We start from the raw sequence: 18,164 nt of genomic DNA, 5'->3' as shown, positions 1-18,164 counted from the left end.
ACACCGGGGAGGATTCCAAAGGGACTACAACGCCGGTTGTGTAGCCTTGCTGGAGCTGCAATCGCTATTGCCTGATGGTCATTCGTTACCTGTAATGGCCTCTTCGCGAACAAGATTGGCGTAAATCCTGTGGAAGCGAGCCTGCTCGCGAAGAACGATAACTCGGTATTCAGAGGTGATCACTTCATTGAAATGTTTAACAGATTAAACATATATAGTCGGACGATTCAACGCACAGAAACTTACCTGTATTTAATAATTAAATTGTCGATTGTCCGACAATAACTCCCGTCCAATGTTTTTTAACTCAATACTTTCTCGGTACGCCCATTGTTTGCGGGCACAGTCCTGAAATAGACAAATTTGACGTCAAAAAAGTAGTGGACGTTTGATTTCTGATTGTGTCAGTTTTCCTATGCCTTCAATGGGCGAGTGATAGGACGATCTCGCCAGGGATCGTCGTAATCTGACAAAAACTGTTCCATAGCTAAACAAGGAAGTGTGTTTATGTCGAAAGTAAAAGTTCACGCTATTGATTCCGCCGAACAGGTGCTGCTGCCACTGTCAGCATTGGCGGCGAGCAGTACTGCGTTCAATCAAGTTTACAGTTTCAGCCATCAGTATGATCGGGGCGGCAACCTCACGGTCAATGGCAAACCCTCGTTCTCCGTCGACCAGGCAGCCAACCAGTTGCTGCGCGACGGCGCCGCTTACCAGGACAAGGACGGTAGCGGCAAAATCGAACTGACCTATACCTTCCTGAATTCGGCATCGTCGAGCACGATGTACAAGCACGGGATTACCGGGTTCAGTCAATTCAGCGCGCAGCAGAAAACCCAGGCCGTGCTTGCCATGCAATCCTGGGCCGACGTGGCCAACGTCACCTTCACCGAGAAGGCCAGCGGCGGCGACGCTCACATGACCTTCGGCAACTACAGCGGTGGTCAGGAGGGTGCGGCGGCGTTTGCCTACTTGCCTGGCACCGGGGCCGGTTACGACGGTACCTCCTGGTACCTGATCGACAGCAGCTACACGCGCAACAAGACGCCGGACCTGAACAACTATGGCCGGCAAACCCTGACCCACGAAATCGGCCACACTCTGGGCCTGGCCCACCCCGGCGACTACAACGCCGGCGAGGGCACACCGACCTACAATGACGCCTCCTACGGGCAAGACACCCGCGGCTACAGCGTCATGAGCTATTGGAGTGAAAGCAACACCAGCCAGAACTTCAGCAAGGGCGGCGTCGAAGCCTATTCGTCCGGTCCGCTGATGGACGATATCGCCGCCATTCAGCAGCTCTACGGCGCCAACACCACGACCCGCACCGGCGACACTACCTACGGTTTCAACTCCAACACCGGCCGCGACTTCCTGAGCGCGTATTCGTCGACGGACAAGGTGGTGTTTTCGGTCTGGGATGCAGGCGGCAAGGACACCCTGGACTTCTCCGGGTTTACCCAGAACCAGAAGATCAACCTCAATGAAGCGTCGTTCTCTGATGTTGGCGGCCTGGTGGGTAACGTCTCCATCGCCAAGGGTGTCACCGTCGAAAACGCCATTGGCGGGTCGGGCAACGACCTGCTGATCGGCAATAACGTGTCCAACGAGCTGAAGGGCGGTGCCGGTAACGACATCCTTTACGGCGCTGGCGGCGCGGACAAACTGTGGGGCGGCGCAGGTTCGGACACCTTCGTGTTTGCGGCCAGCAGTGACTCCAAGCCTGGTGCGGCCGACCAGATCCTCGACTTTGTCAGCGGTCTGGACAAGATCGACCTGACCGGCATCACCAACGGCGCAGGCCTGCACTTTGTCAGCGCCTTCACCGGGGCGGTGGGCGATGCGGTGCTCAGCACGGCGGGCGGCAACAGTTTGTTGTCGGTCGACTTCTCCGGGCATGGCGTGGCTGATTTCATGGTCAGTACCGTGGGCCAGGCGGCGTATTCGGACATCGTGGCTTGATGTGAGATGAACAAGGAGGGCGGCGCTCGATGCGCCGCTCTCTTACCGTAAGCAGGGTTGCGGCCCGGAGTACGAAAACCTATGAGGCACAGCGTCTTTTCCCGCAAGGCAAGCACGTGGCTACTGGCAGCGCTGATGATGTTTTTTGGAGAGGAAACCATGGCAAGCAGTCTGAAACTGGCGGATCCGTCAGAGTTGGCCGGCAATTGGCTGGCTACGTTGAAAACCGCGCAAGACACGGACAAATCACCGCTCGTTGCTTCGAATGAATGCTTGATCGACCTTCAGCCAAACCAGACCCTGGGCGCTGGCGCGGACTGTTTCACCGCCTGGCTCGGGGAGCAGGCGATCGGCTGGTTTCCTGAACCGGACGGCATCGCAATCACCGGCAATGAGGGCTCGAAAATCCTGTTCCTCAGCCGCCAGTACGAAGGGTTTTATCAAGGCACTTTGAAGTCGGGTCGGATCATTACCCTCAAGCGGCCGGTGCGTTTGCCGCAAGGCAATCCATCGCCAGCCCCCGACACTTTATCGATCACAAAACTGTGTTCGTCACTTGTCAACGATAACGGGCAAACAATGTCTCGACCGTGTGCGGACAGTTAACTGGAACCTCGCCCACGGGTGGCGATAAATATCAGCTCAGGAATAACCAATGAAGATGGCGAAGGCCCCAGCCACTGCACCATTAATCAAGGCACTGGGGGACTATAAGAGCATCTTGATCAGCGTCGGTTGTTTTACCGCCCTGATCAATATTCTGATGTTGGCGCCCTCTATCTACATGCTGCAAGTCTATGACCGGGTACTGTCTTCGCAGAATGAAACAACACTGGTCATGTTGTCGCTGATGATTGTCGGGTTCTTTGCCTTTATCGGTTTACTGGAAGCTGTTCGCAGTTTCATCGTTATCCGTATCGGCAGTCAGTTGGAGCGACAATTCAATCTGCGGGTCTATCGGGCGGCGTTCGAGCGCAACCTGTTCAAAGGCGAAGGCAATGCGGGACAGGCGCTGGGGGATTTGACACATATTCGCCAGTTCGTCACCGGCCCTGCGTTGTTCGCGTTCTTCGATGCGCCGTGGTTCCCGGTGTACCTGTTGGTGATTTATCTGTTCAACATCTGGCTCGGCGTTTTTGCCACCGCGGGGGCTCTGTTGCTGATTGCGCTGGCCTGGCTGAATGAGTCCATGACCAAAAAACCGCTGGGTGAAGCCGCCGCGTGTTCCCAGCATTCCAGCCAATTGGCCACCAGCCATTTGCATAACGCCGAAACCATTCAGGCCATGGGCATGCTGGGGGCGTTGCGCAACCGCTGGTTCCAGGCGCATTCACGCTTCCTCGGCCTGCAAAACCAGGCCAGCGACACGGGCGCCGTCATCAGTTCCTTGAGCAAAACCCTGCGCCTGTGCCTGCAATCGTTGGTGCTGGGCCTGGGCGCGCTGCTGGTGATCAAGGGTCACATGACCGCCGGGATGATGATTGCCGGTTCGATCCTGATGGGCCGAGTGCTGAGCCCTATCGATCAGTTGATCGCCGTGTGGAAGCAGTGGAGCGGCGCCAAGCTGGCTTACCGCCGTCTCGACGCTTTGCTGCAGGCCTTCCCGTCGGGCGACGAGGCCATGGCGTTGCCGGCGCCGAAGGGCCAGATCACCTTTGAGCAGGTCAGCGCGGCGCCTCCGGGGCAACGGGCGGCGGCCCTGCACCTGATCAGTTTCAGCCTCGCTGCGGGTGAGGTGATGGGCGTGCTCGGTGCTTCCGGTTCCGGTAAGTCGACACTGGCACGGGTACTGGTGGGTGTCTGGCCGACGCTCGGCGGTACGGTGCGGCTCGACGGTGCGGACATCCATCGCTGGAGCCGCGACGACCTCGGGCCTTACATCGGTTACCTGCCGCAGGACATCGAGTTGTTCAGCGGCAGCATCGCGCAAAACATCGCGCGTTTCCGCGAGGCCGATCCACCGAGCGTCGTGGCTGCCGCGCAGCAGGCCGGGGTGCATGAACTGATCCTGCGCCTGCCGCAAGGGTACGACACAGTGCTCGGCGAAGACGGCAGTGGCCTTTCCGGCGGGCAGAAACAACGGGTGGCCCTGGCCCGTGCGCTGTACGGTCAGCCGAGCCTGGTGGTGCTGGATGAGCCGAACTCCAACCTCGACACCGTGGGTGAAGCGGCCTTGACCACCGCGATTGCGCAAATGAAGGCCCAGGGTACCAGTGTGATTCTGGTGACCCATCGTTCTTCTGCGTTGGCCCAGGCCGACAAGTTGCTGGTGCTCAACGACGGGCGCTTGCAGGCATTCGGTTCGAGCCAGGACGTGCTCAAGGCACTCTCGGGGGTTCAGCAAGCACAACATGAAAAAACCGCGCAAGCGCCGGCCGGGCTCAGCATGAGCTGGCAGTCTCAGCCCGCGACAAGGAGTTCGGGCGTATGAGCCACAGCCAAGTAAAACCTCAAAACGAAGCGACGATGGTGCAGGACTACCTGGCTGGGCAGCCTGAACGCGACGCGCGTTACTTCGCTCGCCTGGGCTGGATACTGGCGATTGTCGGCGCTGGCAGTTTCTTCACCTGGGCCAGCCTGGCCCCCCTCGATCAGGGCATACCGGTACAGGGCACAGTGGTGGTTTCGGGCAAGCGCAAGGCCGTGCAGTCGATGAGCAACGGCGTGGTCAGCCAGATTCTGGTGAGCGAAGGCCAGCGGGTGAAACAGGGGCAGCCGCTGTTCCGGCTCGACCAGACCCAGGTCGCCGCGGATGTGCAATCGTTGCAAGCGCAGTACCGCATGGCCTGGGCCAGCCTTGCCCGTTGGCAAAGTGAGCGGGACAACCTCAAGCAGGTGAATTTCCCCGCCGAGTTGAGCAACGATCCCGACCCGCGTCTGGCGTTGGTGCTGGAAGGCCAGCGCCAGCTGTTCAGCAGCCGCCGCGATGCGTTCGCCCGCGAGCAGGCCGCTTTGCGCGCCAGCATCGAAGGCGCTGGCGCGCAACTGGCCGGCATGCGCCGTGCCCGCAGTGACTTGAGTGCTCAGGCCGATTCCCTGCAACAACAGCTAAGCAATCTGACGCCACTGGCGGAAAACGGCTACATCCCGCGCAATCGCTTGATGGAGTACCAGCGGCAACTGTCGCAAGTGCAACAACAGTTGGCAGAAAATCTCGGCGAAAGCGGCCGGGTGGAGCAGGGCATTGTCGAGTCCCGCTTGAAGCTGCAACAGCATATCGAGGAGTACCAGAAAGAAGTACGCACCCAACTGGCCGAAGCGCAGCTCAAAAGCGTGACGCTGGAAGAACAGTTGACCTCCGCCGGGTTCGATCTGCAGCACAGCGAGATCATCGCCACGGCTGACGGCATTGCGGTCAATCTGGGTGTGCACACGGTAGGCGCGGTGGTGCGTCAGGGCGACAACCTGCTGGAGATCGTGCCTCAGGACACACGCCTGGAAGTGGAAGGGCACCTGCCGGTCAACCTGATCGACAAGGTCGGTCCGCACCTGCCGGTGGATATCCTGTTCACCGCCTTCAACCAGAGCCGTACCCCGCGTGTACCCGGTGAAGTCAGCCTGGTCTCCGCCGACCAGTTGCTCGACGAGAAAACCGGCGCACCGTACTACGTGCTGCGCAGCAGCGTCAGTGACCAGGCCATGGAGCAACTCAATGGCCTGGTGATCAAGCCTGGTATGCCGGCGGAAATGTTCGTGCGGACCGGTGAACGTTCGCTCCTCAATTATTTGTTCAAACCGCTGTTCGACCGGGCAGGCTCCGCGTTGACCGAGGAATAAGGATGTTCGGCTGTATGAATAAGCTTTCGATGCTCGGGGCGGCGTTGCTGTTGTTCGCGGGCAACCCGGCCGTGGCGGCCATGGGACCGTTCGAGATCTATGAACAGGCATTACGCAATGATCCGGTATTCCTCGGCGCCATCAAGGAACGCGATGCAGGCCTTGAGAACCGTGCCATCGGCCGCGCCGGGCTGTTGCCAAGACTGGGTTACAACTACAACAAGGGCCGCAATAGCTCCAAGGTCACCTGGCTCGACGAGCGCAGGCAAAACCAGAGCGATGACCGCAATTACAACAGTTACGGTTCCAGCCTGACCTTGCAACAACCGTTGCTCGACTACGAGGCCTATGCGGCTTATCGCAAGGGCGTCGCGCAATCGCTGTTTGCCGACGAAAACTTTCGTGGCAAGAGCCAGCAATTGCTGGTGCGGGTGCTGGAAAACTACACCAAGGCGTTGTTCGCCCAGGACCAGATCGATATCGCCCAGGCCAGGAAGAAAGCTTTCGAGCAGCAGTTCCAGCAGAACGAGCAGTTGTTTCGCCAGGGCGAAGGTACTCGCACCGACATCCTTGAAGCCGAATCGCGCTACGAACTGGCTACCGCCGAAGAAATCGAAGCGCGTAATGAACAGGATGCATCGCTGCGCGAACTCGGCGCGCTGGTCGGCGTGTCGGCGATCGACATTGCCGACCTTGCACCACTGGATCAAAACTTCCAGACCTTCACCCTGCAGCCAGCCAATTACGACACCTGGCATGAGATGGCCGTGGCCAATAACCCCAACCTGGCTTCCCAGCGCCAGGCGCTGGAAGTGGCGCGCCACGAGGTCGAACGCAACCGGGCCGGGCACCTGCCCAAGGTCAGTGCCTACGCCACGGTGCGTCAGAATGAGTCGGAAAGCGGCAACACCTACAACCAGCGCTACGACACCAACACCATCGGCATCGAAATCAATGTGCCGCTGTACGCCGGCGGTGGTGTTTCTGCATCGACCCGTCAGGCAAGTCGCGCGATGGAGCAGGCCGAGTACGAACTGGACGGCAAGACCCGGGAAACCCTGATCGAATTGCGTCGGCAGTTCAACGCCTGCCTGTCAGGGGTGAGCAAGCTGCGGGCCTATCAGAAAGCCCTGACCTCCGCCGAAGCGCTGGTGGTCTCGACCAGGCAAAGCATTCTGGGCGGTGAGCGGGTCAACCTCGATGCGCTGAACGCCGAACAACAGCTCTACACCACCCGTCGGGACCTGGCCCAGGCGCGCTACGACTATTTGATGGCCTGGACCAGGTTGCATTACCACGCCGGGACCTTGAGCGAGCAGGACCTGGCCAAAGTGGATGAGGCCTTCGGCCAAGGCCCGAGGGCGCAGTAGCTATTGGAAACAGTGTGGCGAGGGCTCACAAAATGCCTGTCGGTCAAGGAATTGAATACCGCGGCCTCTGTAGTAGCGCGTTTTAACCAGGAGGAATTGAGGCAAGGCTTCCAGCAACAAGGATTCAGGCAACACAACTAAGGACGGTAGCTCGATGAATAACAAGTACAACAACCTTGCCTTGCTCTGCGCGTTGGCCACACTGGGCACCGCACACGCGGCACCCTACGTGGAAAACGGCAGGACAGGCGATCCCGAAAGCTGGCGCAGCACAGAGTTCAACGCCGACTGGGGCCTGGGGGCGATCAACGCGCAGGATGCCTATGCGGCCGGTTACACTGGCAAAGGCGTGAATCTGGGGATCTTCGACCAACCGGTGTACGCCTTGCACCCGGAATTTTCCGGCGCCAATAAGGTCATCACGCTGGTGACCAGCGGCATCCGTGAATACACCGATCCGTACATTCCGGTCAAAGCCGGGGACGCCTTTCTCTATGACGGTTCGCCCTCGGTGGGCTCCAACGGCAAACTCGGTGCCCACGGCACTCACGTTGGCGGGATCGCCGCCGGCAGCCGCGATGGCGGGCCGATGCACGGTGTCGCCATTGGGGCGCAGATTATCAGCGCCGACAACGGCGACCCGGGCCCGGAAGACGGTATCGTACGCGGCAACGATGGCGCGGTGTACAAGTCCGGTTGGGACGCCCTGATCGCCAGCGGCGCGCGGATCATCAACAACAGCTGGGGCATCGGCATTACCGACCGCTTCGACCTGGGAGGTCGAAACCCGGCGTATCCGCACTTCACCGTGCAGGACGCACAACTGCAGTTCAACGAGATCCGGACCTTGCTGGGGACCAAACCCGGCGGTGCCTACGATGGCGCCATCGCGGCGGCCCGCAGCGGCATCGTGACGATTTTCGCCGCCGGCAACGACTACAACCTCAACAATCCGGACGCCATTGCCGGTCTCGGCTACTTCGTCCCCGAGATCGCGCCGAACTGGATGACCGTTGCGGCCTTGCAGAAGAACCCGGACACCAACAGCCCCGAGCTCTACAACATCAGCACCTTCTCGTCGCGCTGCGGCTACACCGCAAGCTTCTGCGTGTCGGCACCGGGCAGCCGGATCTACAGCTCGATCATCAGTGGCACCAATGCCGCTGATCTGACCAGCGGTTACGCCAATTATAACGGCACATCCATGGCGGCGCCGCACGTTGCCGGCGCGGCGGCGGTGTTGATGGAACGCTTTCCGTACATGACCGGCGCGCAAGTCGCCAGCGTGCTGCGCACCACCGCCACCGACCTCGGAGCATCGGGTGTCGACGAGCTATATGGCTGGGGGATGATCAACCTGCGCAAAGGCATCGATGGCCCGGCGATGTTCGTCACCGAGCAGGACATTCCCGAGCAATGGCGCATCGACGGCGCTTACGGCTCCAGCCAGTTCGTCGCTGACTTGCCGGGTATCGGCGCGATCATCGACGCCGGAAAACCCACAGAGCGTGTGTGCAACGACGTGCACTGCGGGCTCGACGTCTGGCGTAACGACATTGCCGGCCACGGCGGTCTGACCAAGCAGGGCATCGGTACGCTGGTGCTGACCGGTACCAACACCTACGCCGGCCCGACGCTGGTCAATCAGGGCCGACTGGCCATCAACGGTTCGCTGCTGTCGGCCGTCACCGTCAATGACACTGGCATTCTCGGTGGTAACGGCAGCATCGCGGCACTCACTGCGAAAAGCGGCGGTACCGTGGCGCCCGGCAATTCCATCGGCACCTTGCAGGTGACGGGCGACGTGACCTTCGAGCCAGGCTCGACTTACGCCGTAGAGGTGTCGCCCACCCGCAGCGACCAGATCATTGCCGACGGCAAGGCCGCCGTCGAAGGCGCAACGGTCAGCCTGTCGCTGGAAAACAGCCCGACGCTGTTGACCATCGGCGAGGCGAGAACCTTGCTGGGCAATCAGTACAACATCCTGCAAGCCGCTGGCGGGATCGAAGGGCGTTTCGGTGCGGTGTTGCCGGACTACCTGTTTATCGGTGGCACCCTCGGCTACACGGCGGGCGGCATTCAACTGGCGGTGGAGCGCAACGCAACGTCGTTCACAAGCACCGGCCAGACCCCGAACCAACGCGCCGTGGCCGCTGCCGCCGAGCTACTGGGCGCAGGCAATCCGCTCTACGAAGCCCTGCTGCTGTCGCCGACCGCCGCTGTCGCGCAACAAGCGTTCCAGCAACTGTCCGGCGAGATTCATCCGGCGATCGGTACGCTGCTGATCAACGACAGCCGTTACCTGCGCGATGCTGTCGGCGAACGTCTGCGCGAGCACGATCTGTTCGACGCCACGGCACCGACCGATGAGCGCAGCAACGCCTGGCTCAAAGTGCTGGGCGCCTGGGGCAAGAGCGATGGCGGGCATGACAACGCCAGTTCCAACAGCTCCATTGGCGGGCTACTGGCCGGTGTCGATGGCTTGATCACTGAAGATACGCGGCTGGGTTTCGTCACCGGTTACAGCGACAGCTCGTTGAGCATGGGCGATGGCACACATTCGCAGGCTAAGGTCGACAGCTATCACTTGGGCGCCTACCTGGGCCATGAAATCGATGCGCTGCGCCTGAGCGTCGGCGGTGCTTACAGCTGGCATCGCATTGACGTCAAACGCGACCTGCAATTCGGCGACGTCAGCGGCAAGCAGAAATCCAAACGCGATGCGACCACCGCGCAACTGTTCACCGAAGCGGCGTATCGCCTGGGCTTGCAACCGCTGGCGCTGGAGCCGTTCGTCAACCTGGCGTACGTGCACCTCAACAGCGACAGCTTCAGCGAAAAAGGTGATGCCGCCGCACTCAAGGGTGGTGAAAACAACCGCGATGCGGTGCTCTCGACCCTCGGCCTGCGGGCGAGCAAAGCCATTGCGCTGTCCGATCAGCAACAACTGGAACTGTCCGGCACGCTCGGCTGGCAACACAACCTCAGCAGCATCCGTTCCGAAGACCACCTGGTCTTCGTCAACGGCAACACCCAGTTCAGCGTGCAAAGCGTGTCCATGGACCGCAATGCCGCGGTGGTCGGTGTTCGCGCTGGATGGGCGCTCGGACGCGATACCCGTTTGAACATGGACTACAACGGAGTGCTCGGCTCCCGGGAAAAAGACCATGGAGTAGGCCTGACCCTGGACTGGCAGTTCTGATTTGACACAAAGGAAGCAACAACATGGGACTGTTTGATTACAAAAATGCCGGCAGTGCGGCCGGCAAGGCGTTGTACTCCGACGCGATCGCGCTGACGCTCTACGCGTACACGCCCACCGGCCAGCCGCTGCCGGCAACCGCTTGGGCGCCGATTGGCGCGGCAGCCTTGGGCTACCAGGGCAAGGTCGGGCCTCAAGGCACCTTCTATGGCGAGAAGGACGGCTTCACCAGCGCCGAAGCCGAAATCCTCGGTAAATACGACGGGGCAGGGCAACTGATCGGCCTCGGTATCGCCTTCCGTGGCACCGGTGGCCTGGGCTACAACGACACCTTCGGTGATATGAAGAACAACCTGCTGGCCGCGGTCGGCCCGGTGGATTACGCGACGAACTACGCGAAAAACGCCTTCGACATATTGCTCAAAAACGTCGCCACGTTTGCCATCGCCCACGGCCTGAGCGCCAGGGACGTGCTGGTCAGCGGGCACAGTCTCGGCGGGTTGGGGGTCAACAGCCTGGCGGAGCTAAGCGGTAATAGCTGGGGCGGTTTCTTCAAGGACGCCAACTACATCGCCTTCGCCTCACCGACCCAAAGCGCCACCGGCAACAACGTGCTGAACATCGGTTACGAGAACGATCCGGTGTTTCGTGTGCTCGACGGCACCACTTTCAGCAGTGGCTCGCTGGGCAAGCACGACGGTCATCAGGAGTCGGCGACCAACAACATTGTCAACTTCAATGACCAGTACGCCTCCACCGTGCAGAACCTGGTGCCCTTCAGCATTCTCAATCCGCTGAACTGGAAAGCCCATGGTTCGCCGGGTTACGCCGACGGACTGAACAGGGTGATCGACTCGACCTTCTATGACCTGACCGGGAAGGATTCGACCCTGATCGTCTCCAACCTGTCGGCGTCGTCTCGCGGCACCACCTGGGTCGAAGACCTCGGGCGCAGCGGCGAGCCGCACAGGGGCAGTACGTTTATCATCGGCACCGACAGCAATGACCTGCTCAAGGGCGGTCTCGGCAATGACTTCATCGAAGGCCGGGACGGCGACGACCGTTTCCGCGACGACGGTGGCTTCAACCTACTTTCGGGCGGCAAGGGCAACAACACGTTCGAACTGCTCAAGCCTCTGCAGAATTTCAGCTTCGCCAACGATGGCGATGGCACGCTGTTCGTGCGTGACGCCTATGGCGGCATCAGCATGACCCGGGACATCGGCGCGCTGGTGAGCCAGGAGTCCGGATCATGGGGGAGCACCAAAGGCATCACCTGGACCGTCACCGGCAACGGCCTGCAAAACGGCAATGAACTGACCCACTACAGTCATTCGCTTAACGGTGATGCCCTCGGCAACACGCTGTTGGCCGATGTCCGGGGCGACTGGCTGTTCGGCAACGGCGGCGATGACGTATTGCGCAGCGACAAGGGGCACGTGACCTTCGTCGGCGGCAATGGCAATGACGTGATGCATTCCACCGGAGACGGCAGCAATACCTTCCTGTTCAGCGGTGCGTTCGGATTTGATGCGATCAACGGCTACCAGGGCAGCGACACCCTGGTGTTCATGGGCGTTGAAGGCGCAGGGCAGGGCTATGACTACCGACAGCATGCCGCCCAGGCCGGCCAAGACACGGTGCTGAAGGTTGGCGATTTTTCCGTGACCCTGGTTGGCGTAGGCCTGGATAACCTGTCGACATCCGGCTTGGTGTTTACCTGACAGTTTTTTGTAACAGCACTGGAGGCTCCGGGGCACCCCGCGATCGAGGTGTCCCGGCCGTGAGCGATCTCTGACAATTCCAACAAAGAGAGAGGCAATACCCATGGGTGTGTACGACTACAAGAACCTGAGCACTGCAGACGCCAAAGCGATGTTCACCGATGCGATGGCGATCACGCTGTACGCTTATCACAACCTCGACAATGGCTTTGCCACCGGTTACCAGCACAACGGCTTTGGCCTGGGCCTGCCGGCAACGTTGGCGACCGCGCTGATTGGCGGCACCGGCTCCCAAGGGGTGATTCCCGGTATCCCCTGGAATCCCGATTCGGAAAAAGCCGCACTGGACGCGGTACAGAAAGCCGGTTGGACACCCATCACCGCCGCGCAGCTGGGCTATGAAGGCAAAGTCGATGCACGGGGAACCTTCTTCGGTGAAAAGGCCGGCTATACCAGCGCCCAGGTGGAAATCCTCGGTAAGTACGACACTCAAGGGCACCTCACGGAAATCGGCGTCGCCTTTCGCGGCACCAGCGGCCCTCGTGAAATCCAGATCAGCGACTCCATCGGCGATGTCATCAATGACCTGTTGGCGGCATTGGGTCCACAGGATTACGCGAAAACTATGTGGGTGAAGCCTTCGGCAAGCTGCTCGCCGACGTCGCGGCGTTTGCCCGGGCCAACGGCCTGTCCGGCAAGGATGTGCTGGTCAGCGGTCACAGCCTCGGCGGGCTGGCAGTCAACAGTCTGGCGGATTTGAGCCGCGAAAAATGGGGCGGCTTCTTCCAGGATTCCAACTACATCGCCTACGCCTCGCCAACTCAAGGCAGTAGCGACAAGGTGCTGAACGTCGGCTATGAAAACGATCCAGTGTTCCGCGCGCTGGACGGTTCGGCGTTCAACCTGGCATCGGTCGGTGTGCACGATGCTAATCAAGCCTGGCCACCAACAACATTGTCAGCTTCAATGACCACTATGCGTCGACCGCATGGAATCTGCTGCCGTTTTCCATCCTCAACATTCCGACCTGGATTTCTCACCTGCCGACCGGCTACGGCGACGGCATGACCCGGGTGCTGGAGTCCCGGTTCTACGACCTCACCAGCAAAGACTCGACCATCATTGTTGCCAACCTCTCGACCCGGCGCGAGCCAACACCTGGGTCCAGGACCTGAACCGCAATGCCGACACCCACAAAGGCAGCACTTTCATTATCGGCAGTGACGGCAACGATCTGATTCAGGGCGGCAAGGGCAACGACTATCTGGAAGGCCGCGACGGCAACGACACCTTCCGCGATGCCGGTGGCTACAACATCCTGTTGGGCGGCCAGGGGCACAACGTGCTCGACCTGCAGCAGTCGGTGAAAAACTTCGACTTTGCCAACGACGGCGCCGGCAACCTGTACATCCGCGATGCCAATGGCGGCATCAGTATCACCCGTGACATCGGCAGCATCATGAGTAAGGAGCCGGGCTTTTTATGGGGGCTGTTCAAGGATGACGTGACCCACAGCGTCACCGCCAACGGGCTGGCGGACGGCAACCAGCTGACACAGTACGCGTCGTCGATAAAGGGCGGCGTGGGGAACGATACGCTCAAGGCGCAGGCGCTCGGCGATTGGTTGTTCGGCCTCGACGGCAACGATCATTTGACAGGAGGCAAGGGCAACGACGTGTTGATCGGCGGTGCCGGCGACGACTTGCTGGAATCGGGGCGGATCGATACGTTCCTGTTCAGCGGCGCGTTTGACCACGACCGGGTGCTGGGCTATCACGCGAACGACAAACTGGTGTTTCTCGGGGTGCAGGGCGTGTTGCCGAACGACGACTTCCGGGCCCATGCCACGGTGGTGGGGCAGGATACCGTGCTGACGTTTGGTGATGATTCGGTGACGTTGGTCGGGGTCGGGCTGGACAGCTTGACTGGTGCGGGGATTGTGATCGCCTGAGGATGATCGGACGCTTGTAGTTCTTCGCGAGCAGGCTCGCTTCCACAAGAATCACACGAATTCCTGTGGGAGCGCGCCTGTTCGCGAAGAACGATAGATCGGCAGAAAGTTCGGACGCGCCGAAAAATACCTGACAGCGCTTCCGCCTATCCTTTCCGATTGCATCGGGGAGGGCGTTGCTGGTATCTGTACGCATAACCAGTATTCGATATCCATGGCCCACTTTCCCGTGACTGAAAACCCCCTCGACGATCCGTTCTATTACTTGAACAACTTCATGCAAGTGCTTGACTGGCTTGAGCATCGCTATGGCGATGTGCTGAGCGTCGAGGAGCAGCGGTTCATTCGCGACTTCAATGATTTGTCTCGCGAATCCCGGGCATTGCTGGTCAGGATGGTGATGCGCAAGGGCATTCATTTCAGGTGCAGCAAACTGCATTACGCCGAAATCGGTGACATTGCCAGCGCTGCCGAACCGCTCGTGGCACTGGGGTGGCTCGATGAAAAACTGCCATTGTCGGTCGAGGTGCTGTTCGACCTGTTGCTCAAGGCCGAAGTCGTTCAATACTTTGGCAACGCCATCGACCAGCCCAAGGGTAAAAAGACCGATTGGCTGTTGGCGCTGGTCGAGCGGTTTCCCGAAGCGCGCAGTTTCGGTGAATGGTGTCCGTCGCTGAACGAGCGCTTGTTCAGTTTGACCATCATGGGCCTGTGCGATCGCTTGCGCTTGATGTTTTTCGGCAATCTTTATCAGGACTGGTCCGAGTTCGTGCTGGCCGACCTTGGTATCTTCACCTACGAAAGAGTTGAATTCTGCGCGGATTCCCGGGGTTTTCGCAGCCGTGAGGACGTGGACGCCTGCCTGTTCCTCCACCAATGCCAGCAGCGCTTCGAGGCCGGTGAGGCGTTGGCTGGCATCGTCGAGCAGATCAACGGGTTGACGCTGATCAACCCCTGGCTGCAAAGGCGTCGTGACAAGCTGCTGTTCCAGATCGCCCAGCACTGCGAACGCATGGCGGATTTCTCCATGGCGCTGGCGTTGTACCGCAATTGTGCCTACCCCGGCGCACGTCAGCGGTTGATCCGCGTGCTGGAACGCTGCGGTGAATACGAGCGGGCCCTGGAACTCGCCATCCAGGCCGAACAGTCACCACAAAGCGCCGCCGAACAACAACAGTTGCTGCGCCTGTTGCCCCGACTGCGGCGCAAACTGGGCGGTCCGCCGGTGAAACGTCCGTCTGCGCGGGAAATGCTGCGTCTGGAACTGCAACTGCCCAGGACCGACCCGGTGATGTCGGTGGAATTTCACGTTCAAGCGCACCTGACGGAAGATTCGGCGCCGGTGCATTACGTCGAAAACAGCCTGATCAACTCACTGTTCGGCCTGCTGTGCTGGCCAGCCATTTTTGCGCCGTTGCCGGGGGCCTTTTTCCACCCGTTCCAGCGCGGCCCGGTGGACCTGTTCAACGAAGACTTCCATGAGCGCCGGGCCGACCTGTTCGGAGCCTGCCTTGCGGAACTCGACGACGGGCGATACCGGTCGACCATTCATCGGCGCTATCACGAAAAATGGGGCGTGCAGTCGCCCTTCGTGTTCTGGAACGTACTGAGCGACGAATTGCTGGAACAAGCCCTGGACTGCTTGCCGGCCGAGCACCTCAAGCATTGGTTCAACCGCCTGTTGCTGGACATCAAGGCCAACCGCGCCGGCATGCCGGACCTGATCCAGTTCTGGCCGCAGCAAAAGACCTACCGCATGATCGAAGTCAAAGGCCCGGGGGATCGCCTGCAGGATAACCAGCTGCGCTGGCTGGAGTTCTGCCACGAACACCAGATGCCGATTGCCGTGTGCTACGTGCAATGGGCGGAGCAGGACGCTTGAGCTACAGCATTGCGGTGCGGGCGCTGTGTGAGTTCACCGCCAAGACCGGCGACCTCGATCTGCGTTTCACTCCGTCGCCCACCGCACTGGAGGGCATCGTCGGGCACCGTACGGTGGCATCGCGCCGCAGCGAGGGCTATCAAAGTGAAGTCGCTCTTGAAGGCCAGTATCAAACCTTGACGGTCAAGGGCAGGGCGGATGGTTATGACCCAGGGCAAAACTGCCTGGAAGAGGTCAAGACCTACCGCGGTGACTTGAGCAGACAACCGGCCAACCACCGTCAATTGCATTGGGCCCAGGCCAGGATCTACGGCTGGTTGATGTGCCGCAAACTGGGGCTGCCACAGATCAATCTTGCACTGGTGTATTTCGACATCGTCAGCGAAAAGGAAACCAGCCTGGTCGAGCCCTTCGAGGCCGCGCAACTGCAACAGTTCTTCGAGCTGCACTGCGCGCGCTTCCTCCAATGGGCGCAACAGGAAGTCGCCCATCGCGACGGGCGCAATCTCGCGGCGCAGCATCTGGCGTTTCCCACACCGATTTTCGGACGGGGCAGCGCCACCTGGCCGAGTCGGTGTTCAAGGCTGTCAGCACGGGGCGCTGCCTGATGGCCCAGGCGCCCACTGGCATCGGCAAAACCCTGGGCACCTTGTTTCCCATGTTCAAGGCACTGGCACCGCAGCAACTGGACAAGGTGTTCTTCCTCACGGCGAAAACCCTGACGCAAACTGGCCCTGGACGCCGCGCAAGTGATTCTTGCCAGTGCCGATGCGCCGCCGTTGCGGGTGCTGGAGATGATCGCCCGGGACAAGGCCTGCGAACACCCGGACAAAGCCTGCCACGGCGAGTCCTGTCCACTGGCCCGGGGTTTCTACGATCGCCTGCCGCCGCGCGGCAGGCGGCCGGTCAACTGAGCCTGTTGAACCAGAGCGCCTTGCGCGAGGTCGCCCTGGCACACGATGTCTGTCCGTATTACCTGAGCCAGGAAATGGCGCGCTGGGCCGACGTGGTGGTTGCCGACTACAACTATTATTTCGATTTCAGCGCGCTGCTGTTCGGTCTGGCCCAAGCCAACAACTGGAAAGTCGCGGTGCTGGTCGACGAAGCCCATAACCTGGTGGAACGCGGCCGGCAGATGTACAGCGCCAGTCTCGATCAGGCGACCTTCAACAGCGTGCGCAAAACCGCGCCCGAAGTGCTGAAAAAGCCGATGCAGCGGGTCAACCGCCAGTGGAATGCCCTGCATAACGCGCAAACCGGCGCCTACCAGGCCTATGACAAGGCGCCGGAAAAGCTCCTTCAGGCACTGTCATCGTGCAGCGCCAGCATGGGTGATTATATGAACGATCACCCGCAAGGACTGGACAGCACACTGCAGGGCTTTTACTTCGACATGCTGCATTTTTGCCGGGTGGCCGAACTGTTCGACGAGCAATTCCTGTTCGACATCAGCAAGCGTGACCTCGAGCGCAAGCGCAATCTCTCGCAGCTGTGCCTGCGCAATGTGGTACCCGCCGGGCTCATCCGCCCGCGCCTGACTGCCGCGCGCAGCACGGTGCTGTTTTCCGCGACCCTCAGCCCCCGGCACTATTACGCCGATTTACTGGGAACACCGGCAGATACGGTGTGTATCGACGTCGAGTCACCGTTTCATGCCGATCAACTGCAAGTGCACATCGTCAATCGGATCTCCACGCGGTTCGTCCATCGCCAGTCCTCGCTCGAACCGATCGTGGACTTGATTGCCAGACAGTTCTGCAAACGCCCCGGCAATTACCTGGCGTTTTTCAGCAGTTTCGATTATTTGCATCAGGTGGCGCAGTTACTCGCCGAGAAACATCCGCACATCAGTCTGTGGTCGCAGTCCTGAGGCATGGGCGAAGCGCAACGTCAGCAGTTTCTCGATCAATTCCACGCCGACGGCCAGGGTGTCGGCTTTGCGGTACTGGGCGGGGCCTTTGGTGAAGGCATCGATTTGCCCGGTGCCCGGTTGATCGGCGCATTTATCGCCACGTTGGGGCTGGCACAGCTCAATCCGGTGAACGAGCAACTGAAGCGGCGCATGGCCGCCATTTTTGGCGCCGGTTACGACTATACGTATCTGTTTCCCGGCATACAGAAAGTGGTGCAGGCCGCTGGACGGGTCATCCGTACGCAACAGGACCAAGGGGTGGTGATGTTGATCGATGACCGTTTTGGCGAGGGCAAGGTCAAGCAGTTGCTACCGCGTTGGTGGGCTTTCCAAATTCCCGATATGACGCATACTCCAGAGAAACAATGAGACGGTGGGATC

7 protein-coding genes and 3 pseudogenes are annotated in these 18,164 nt (G+C 60.2%); all 10 read left to right on the top strand.

The annotated features are described in order from the left end of the window. Positions 1 to 507: 507 nt before the first annotated feature. The 10 genes and pseudogenes from RS887_RS21600 (at position 508) to RS887_RS21555 (ending at position 18,152) form a co-directional block, all read left to right on the top strand. Positions 508 to 1,965, top strand: coding sequence for a serralysin family metalloprotease (locus RS887_RS21600; RefSeq protein ID WP_322616956.1), 1,458 nt, complete (start codon positions 508 to 510; stop codon positions 1,963 to 1,965). 81 nt (positions 1,966 to 2,046) lie between these two features. Continuing rightward, positions 2,047 to 2,448: pseudogene (locus RS887_RS21595) on the top strand (AprI/Inh family metalloprotease inhibitor); the annotation flags it as partial. Positions 2,449 to 2,620: 172 nt separating this feature from the next. Then, positions 2,621 to 4,396: a type I secretion system permease/ATPase gene (locus RS887_RS21590; RefSeq protein ID WP_322616955.1), complete on the top strand. Its 1,776-nt coding sequence runs from the start codon at positions 2,621 to 2,623 to the stop codon at positions 4,394 to 4,396. Between the two features lie 35 nt (positions 4,397 to 4,431). Continuing rightward, the gene (locus RS887_RS21585) at positions 4,432 to 5,742 is read left to right on the top strand and encodes an HlyD family type I secretion periplasmic adaptor subunit (protein WP_416340005.1); all 1,311 of its coding nucleotides are present in this window, start codon (positions 4,432 to 4,434) and stop codon (positions 5,740 to 5,742) included. A gap of 2 nt (positions 5,743 to 5,744) precedes the next feature. Then, the gene (locus RS887_RS21580; RefSeq protein ID WP_322616953.1) at positions 5,745 to 7,112 is read left to right on the top strand and encodes a TolC family outer membrane protein; all 1,368 of its coding nucleotides are present in this window, start codon (positions 5,745 to 5,747) and stop codon (positions 7,110 to 7,112) included. A 154-nt stretch (positions 7,113 to 7,266) separates the two neighbouring features. Further along, complete coding sequence (locus tag RS887_RS21575) at positions 7,267 to 10,314, top strand: autotransporter outer membrane beta-barrel domain-containing protein (protein WP_322616952.1); 3,048 nt, start codon at positions 7,267 to 7,269, stop codon at positions 10,312 to 10,314. A gap of 23 nt (positions 10,315 to 10,337) precedes the next feature. After that, positions 10,338 to 12,038, top strand: a complete 1,701-nt coding sequence (locus RS887_RS21570) for a polyurethanase (protein ID WP_322616951.1) — start codon at positions 10,338 to 10,340, stop codon at positions 12,036 to 12,038. 103 nt (positions 12,039 to 12,141) lie between these two features. Next, positions 12,142 to 13,989 (top strand): annotated as a pseudogene (locus tag RS887_RS21565) (polyurethanase). A gap of 214 nt (positions 13,990 to 14,203) precedes the next feature. Further along, on the top strand, positions 14,204 to 15,871 hold the full coding sequence (locus RS887_RS21560; RefSeq protein WP_322616950.1) for a VRR-NUC domain-containing protein: 1,668 nt from the start codon (positions 14,204 to 14,206) through the stop codon (positions 15,869 to 15,871). Further along, positions 15,868 to 18,152: pseudogene (locus RS887_RS21555) on the top strand (ATP-dependent DNA helicase). Before RS887_RS21560 ends, RS887_RS21555 begins: the two are co-directional and overlap by 4 nt. Positions 18,153 to 18,164: the final 12 nt, after the last annotated feature.

The sequence above is a fragment of the Pseudomonas sp. BIC9C genome, from assembly GCF_034541995.1.
GTDB lineage: Bacteria > Pseudomonadota > Gammaproteobacteria > Pseudomonadales > Pseudomonadaceae > Aquipseudomonas > Aquipseudomonas fluorescens_CC.
Note: the sequence above shows the minus strand (reverse complement) of the source record. Positions and strands in the feature narration are given on the sequence as shown.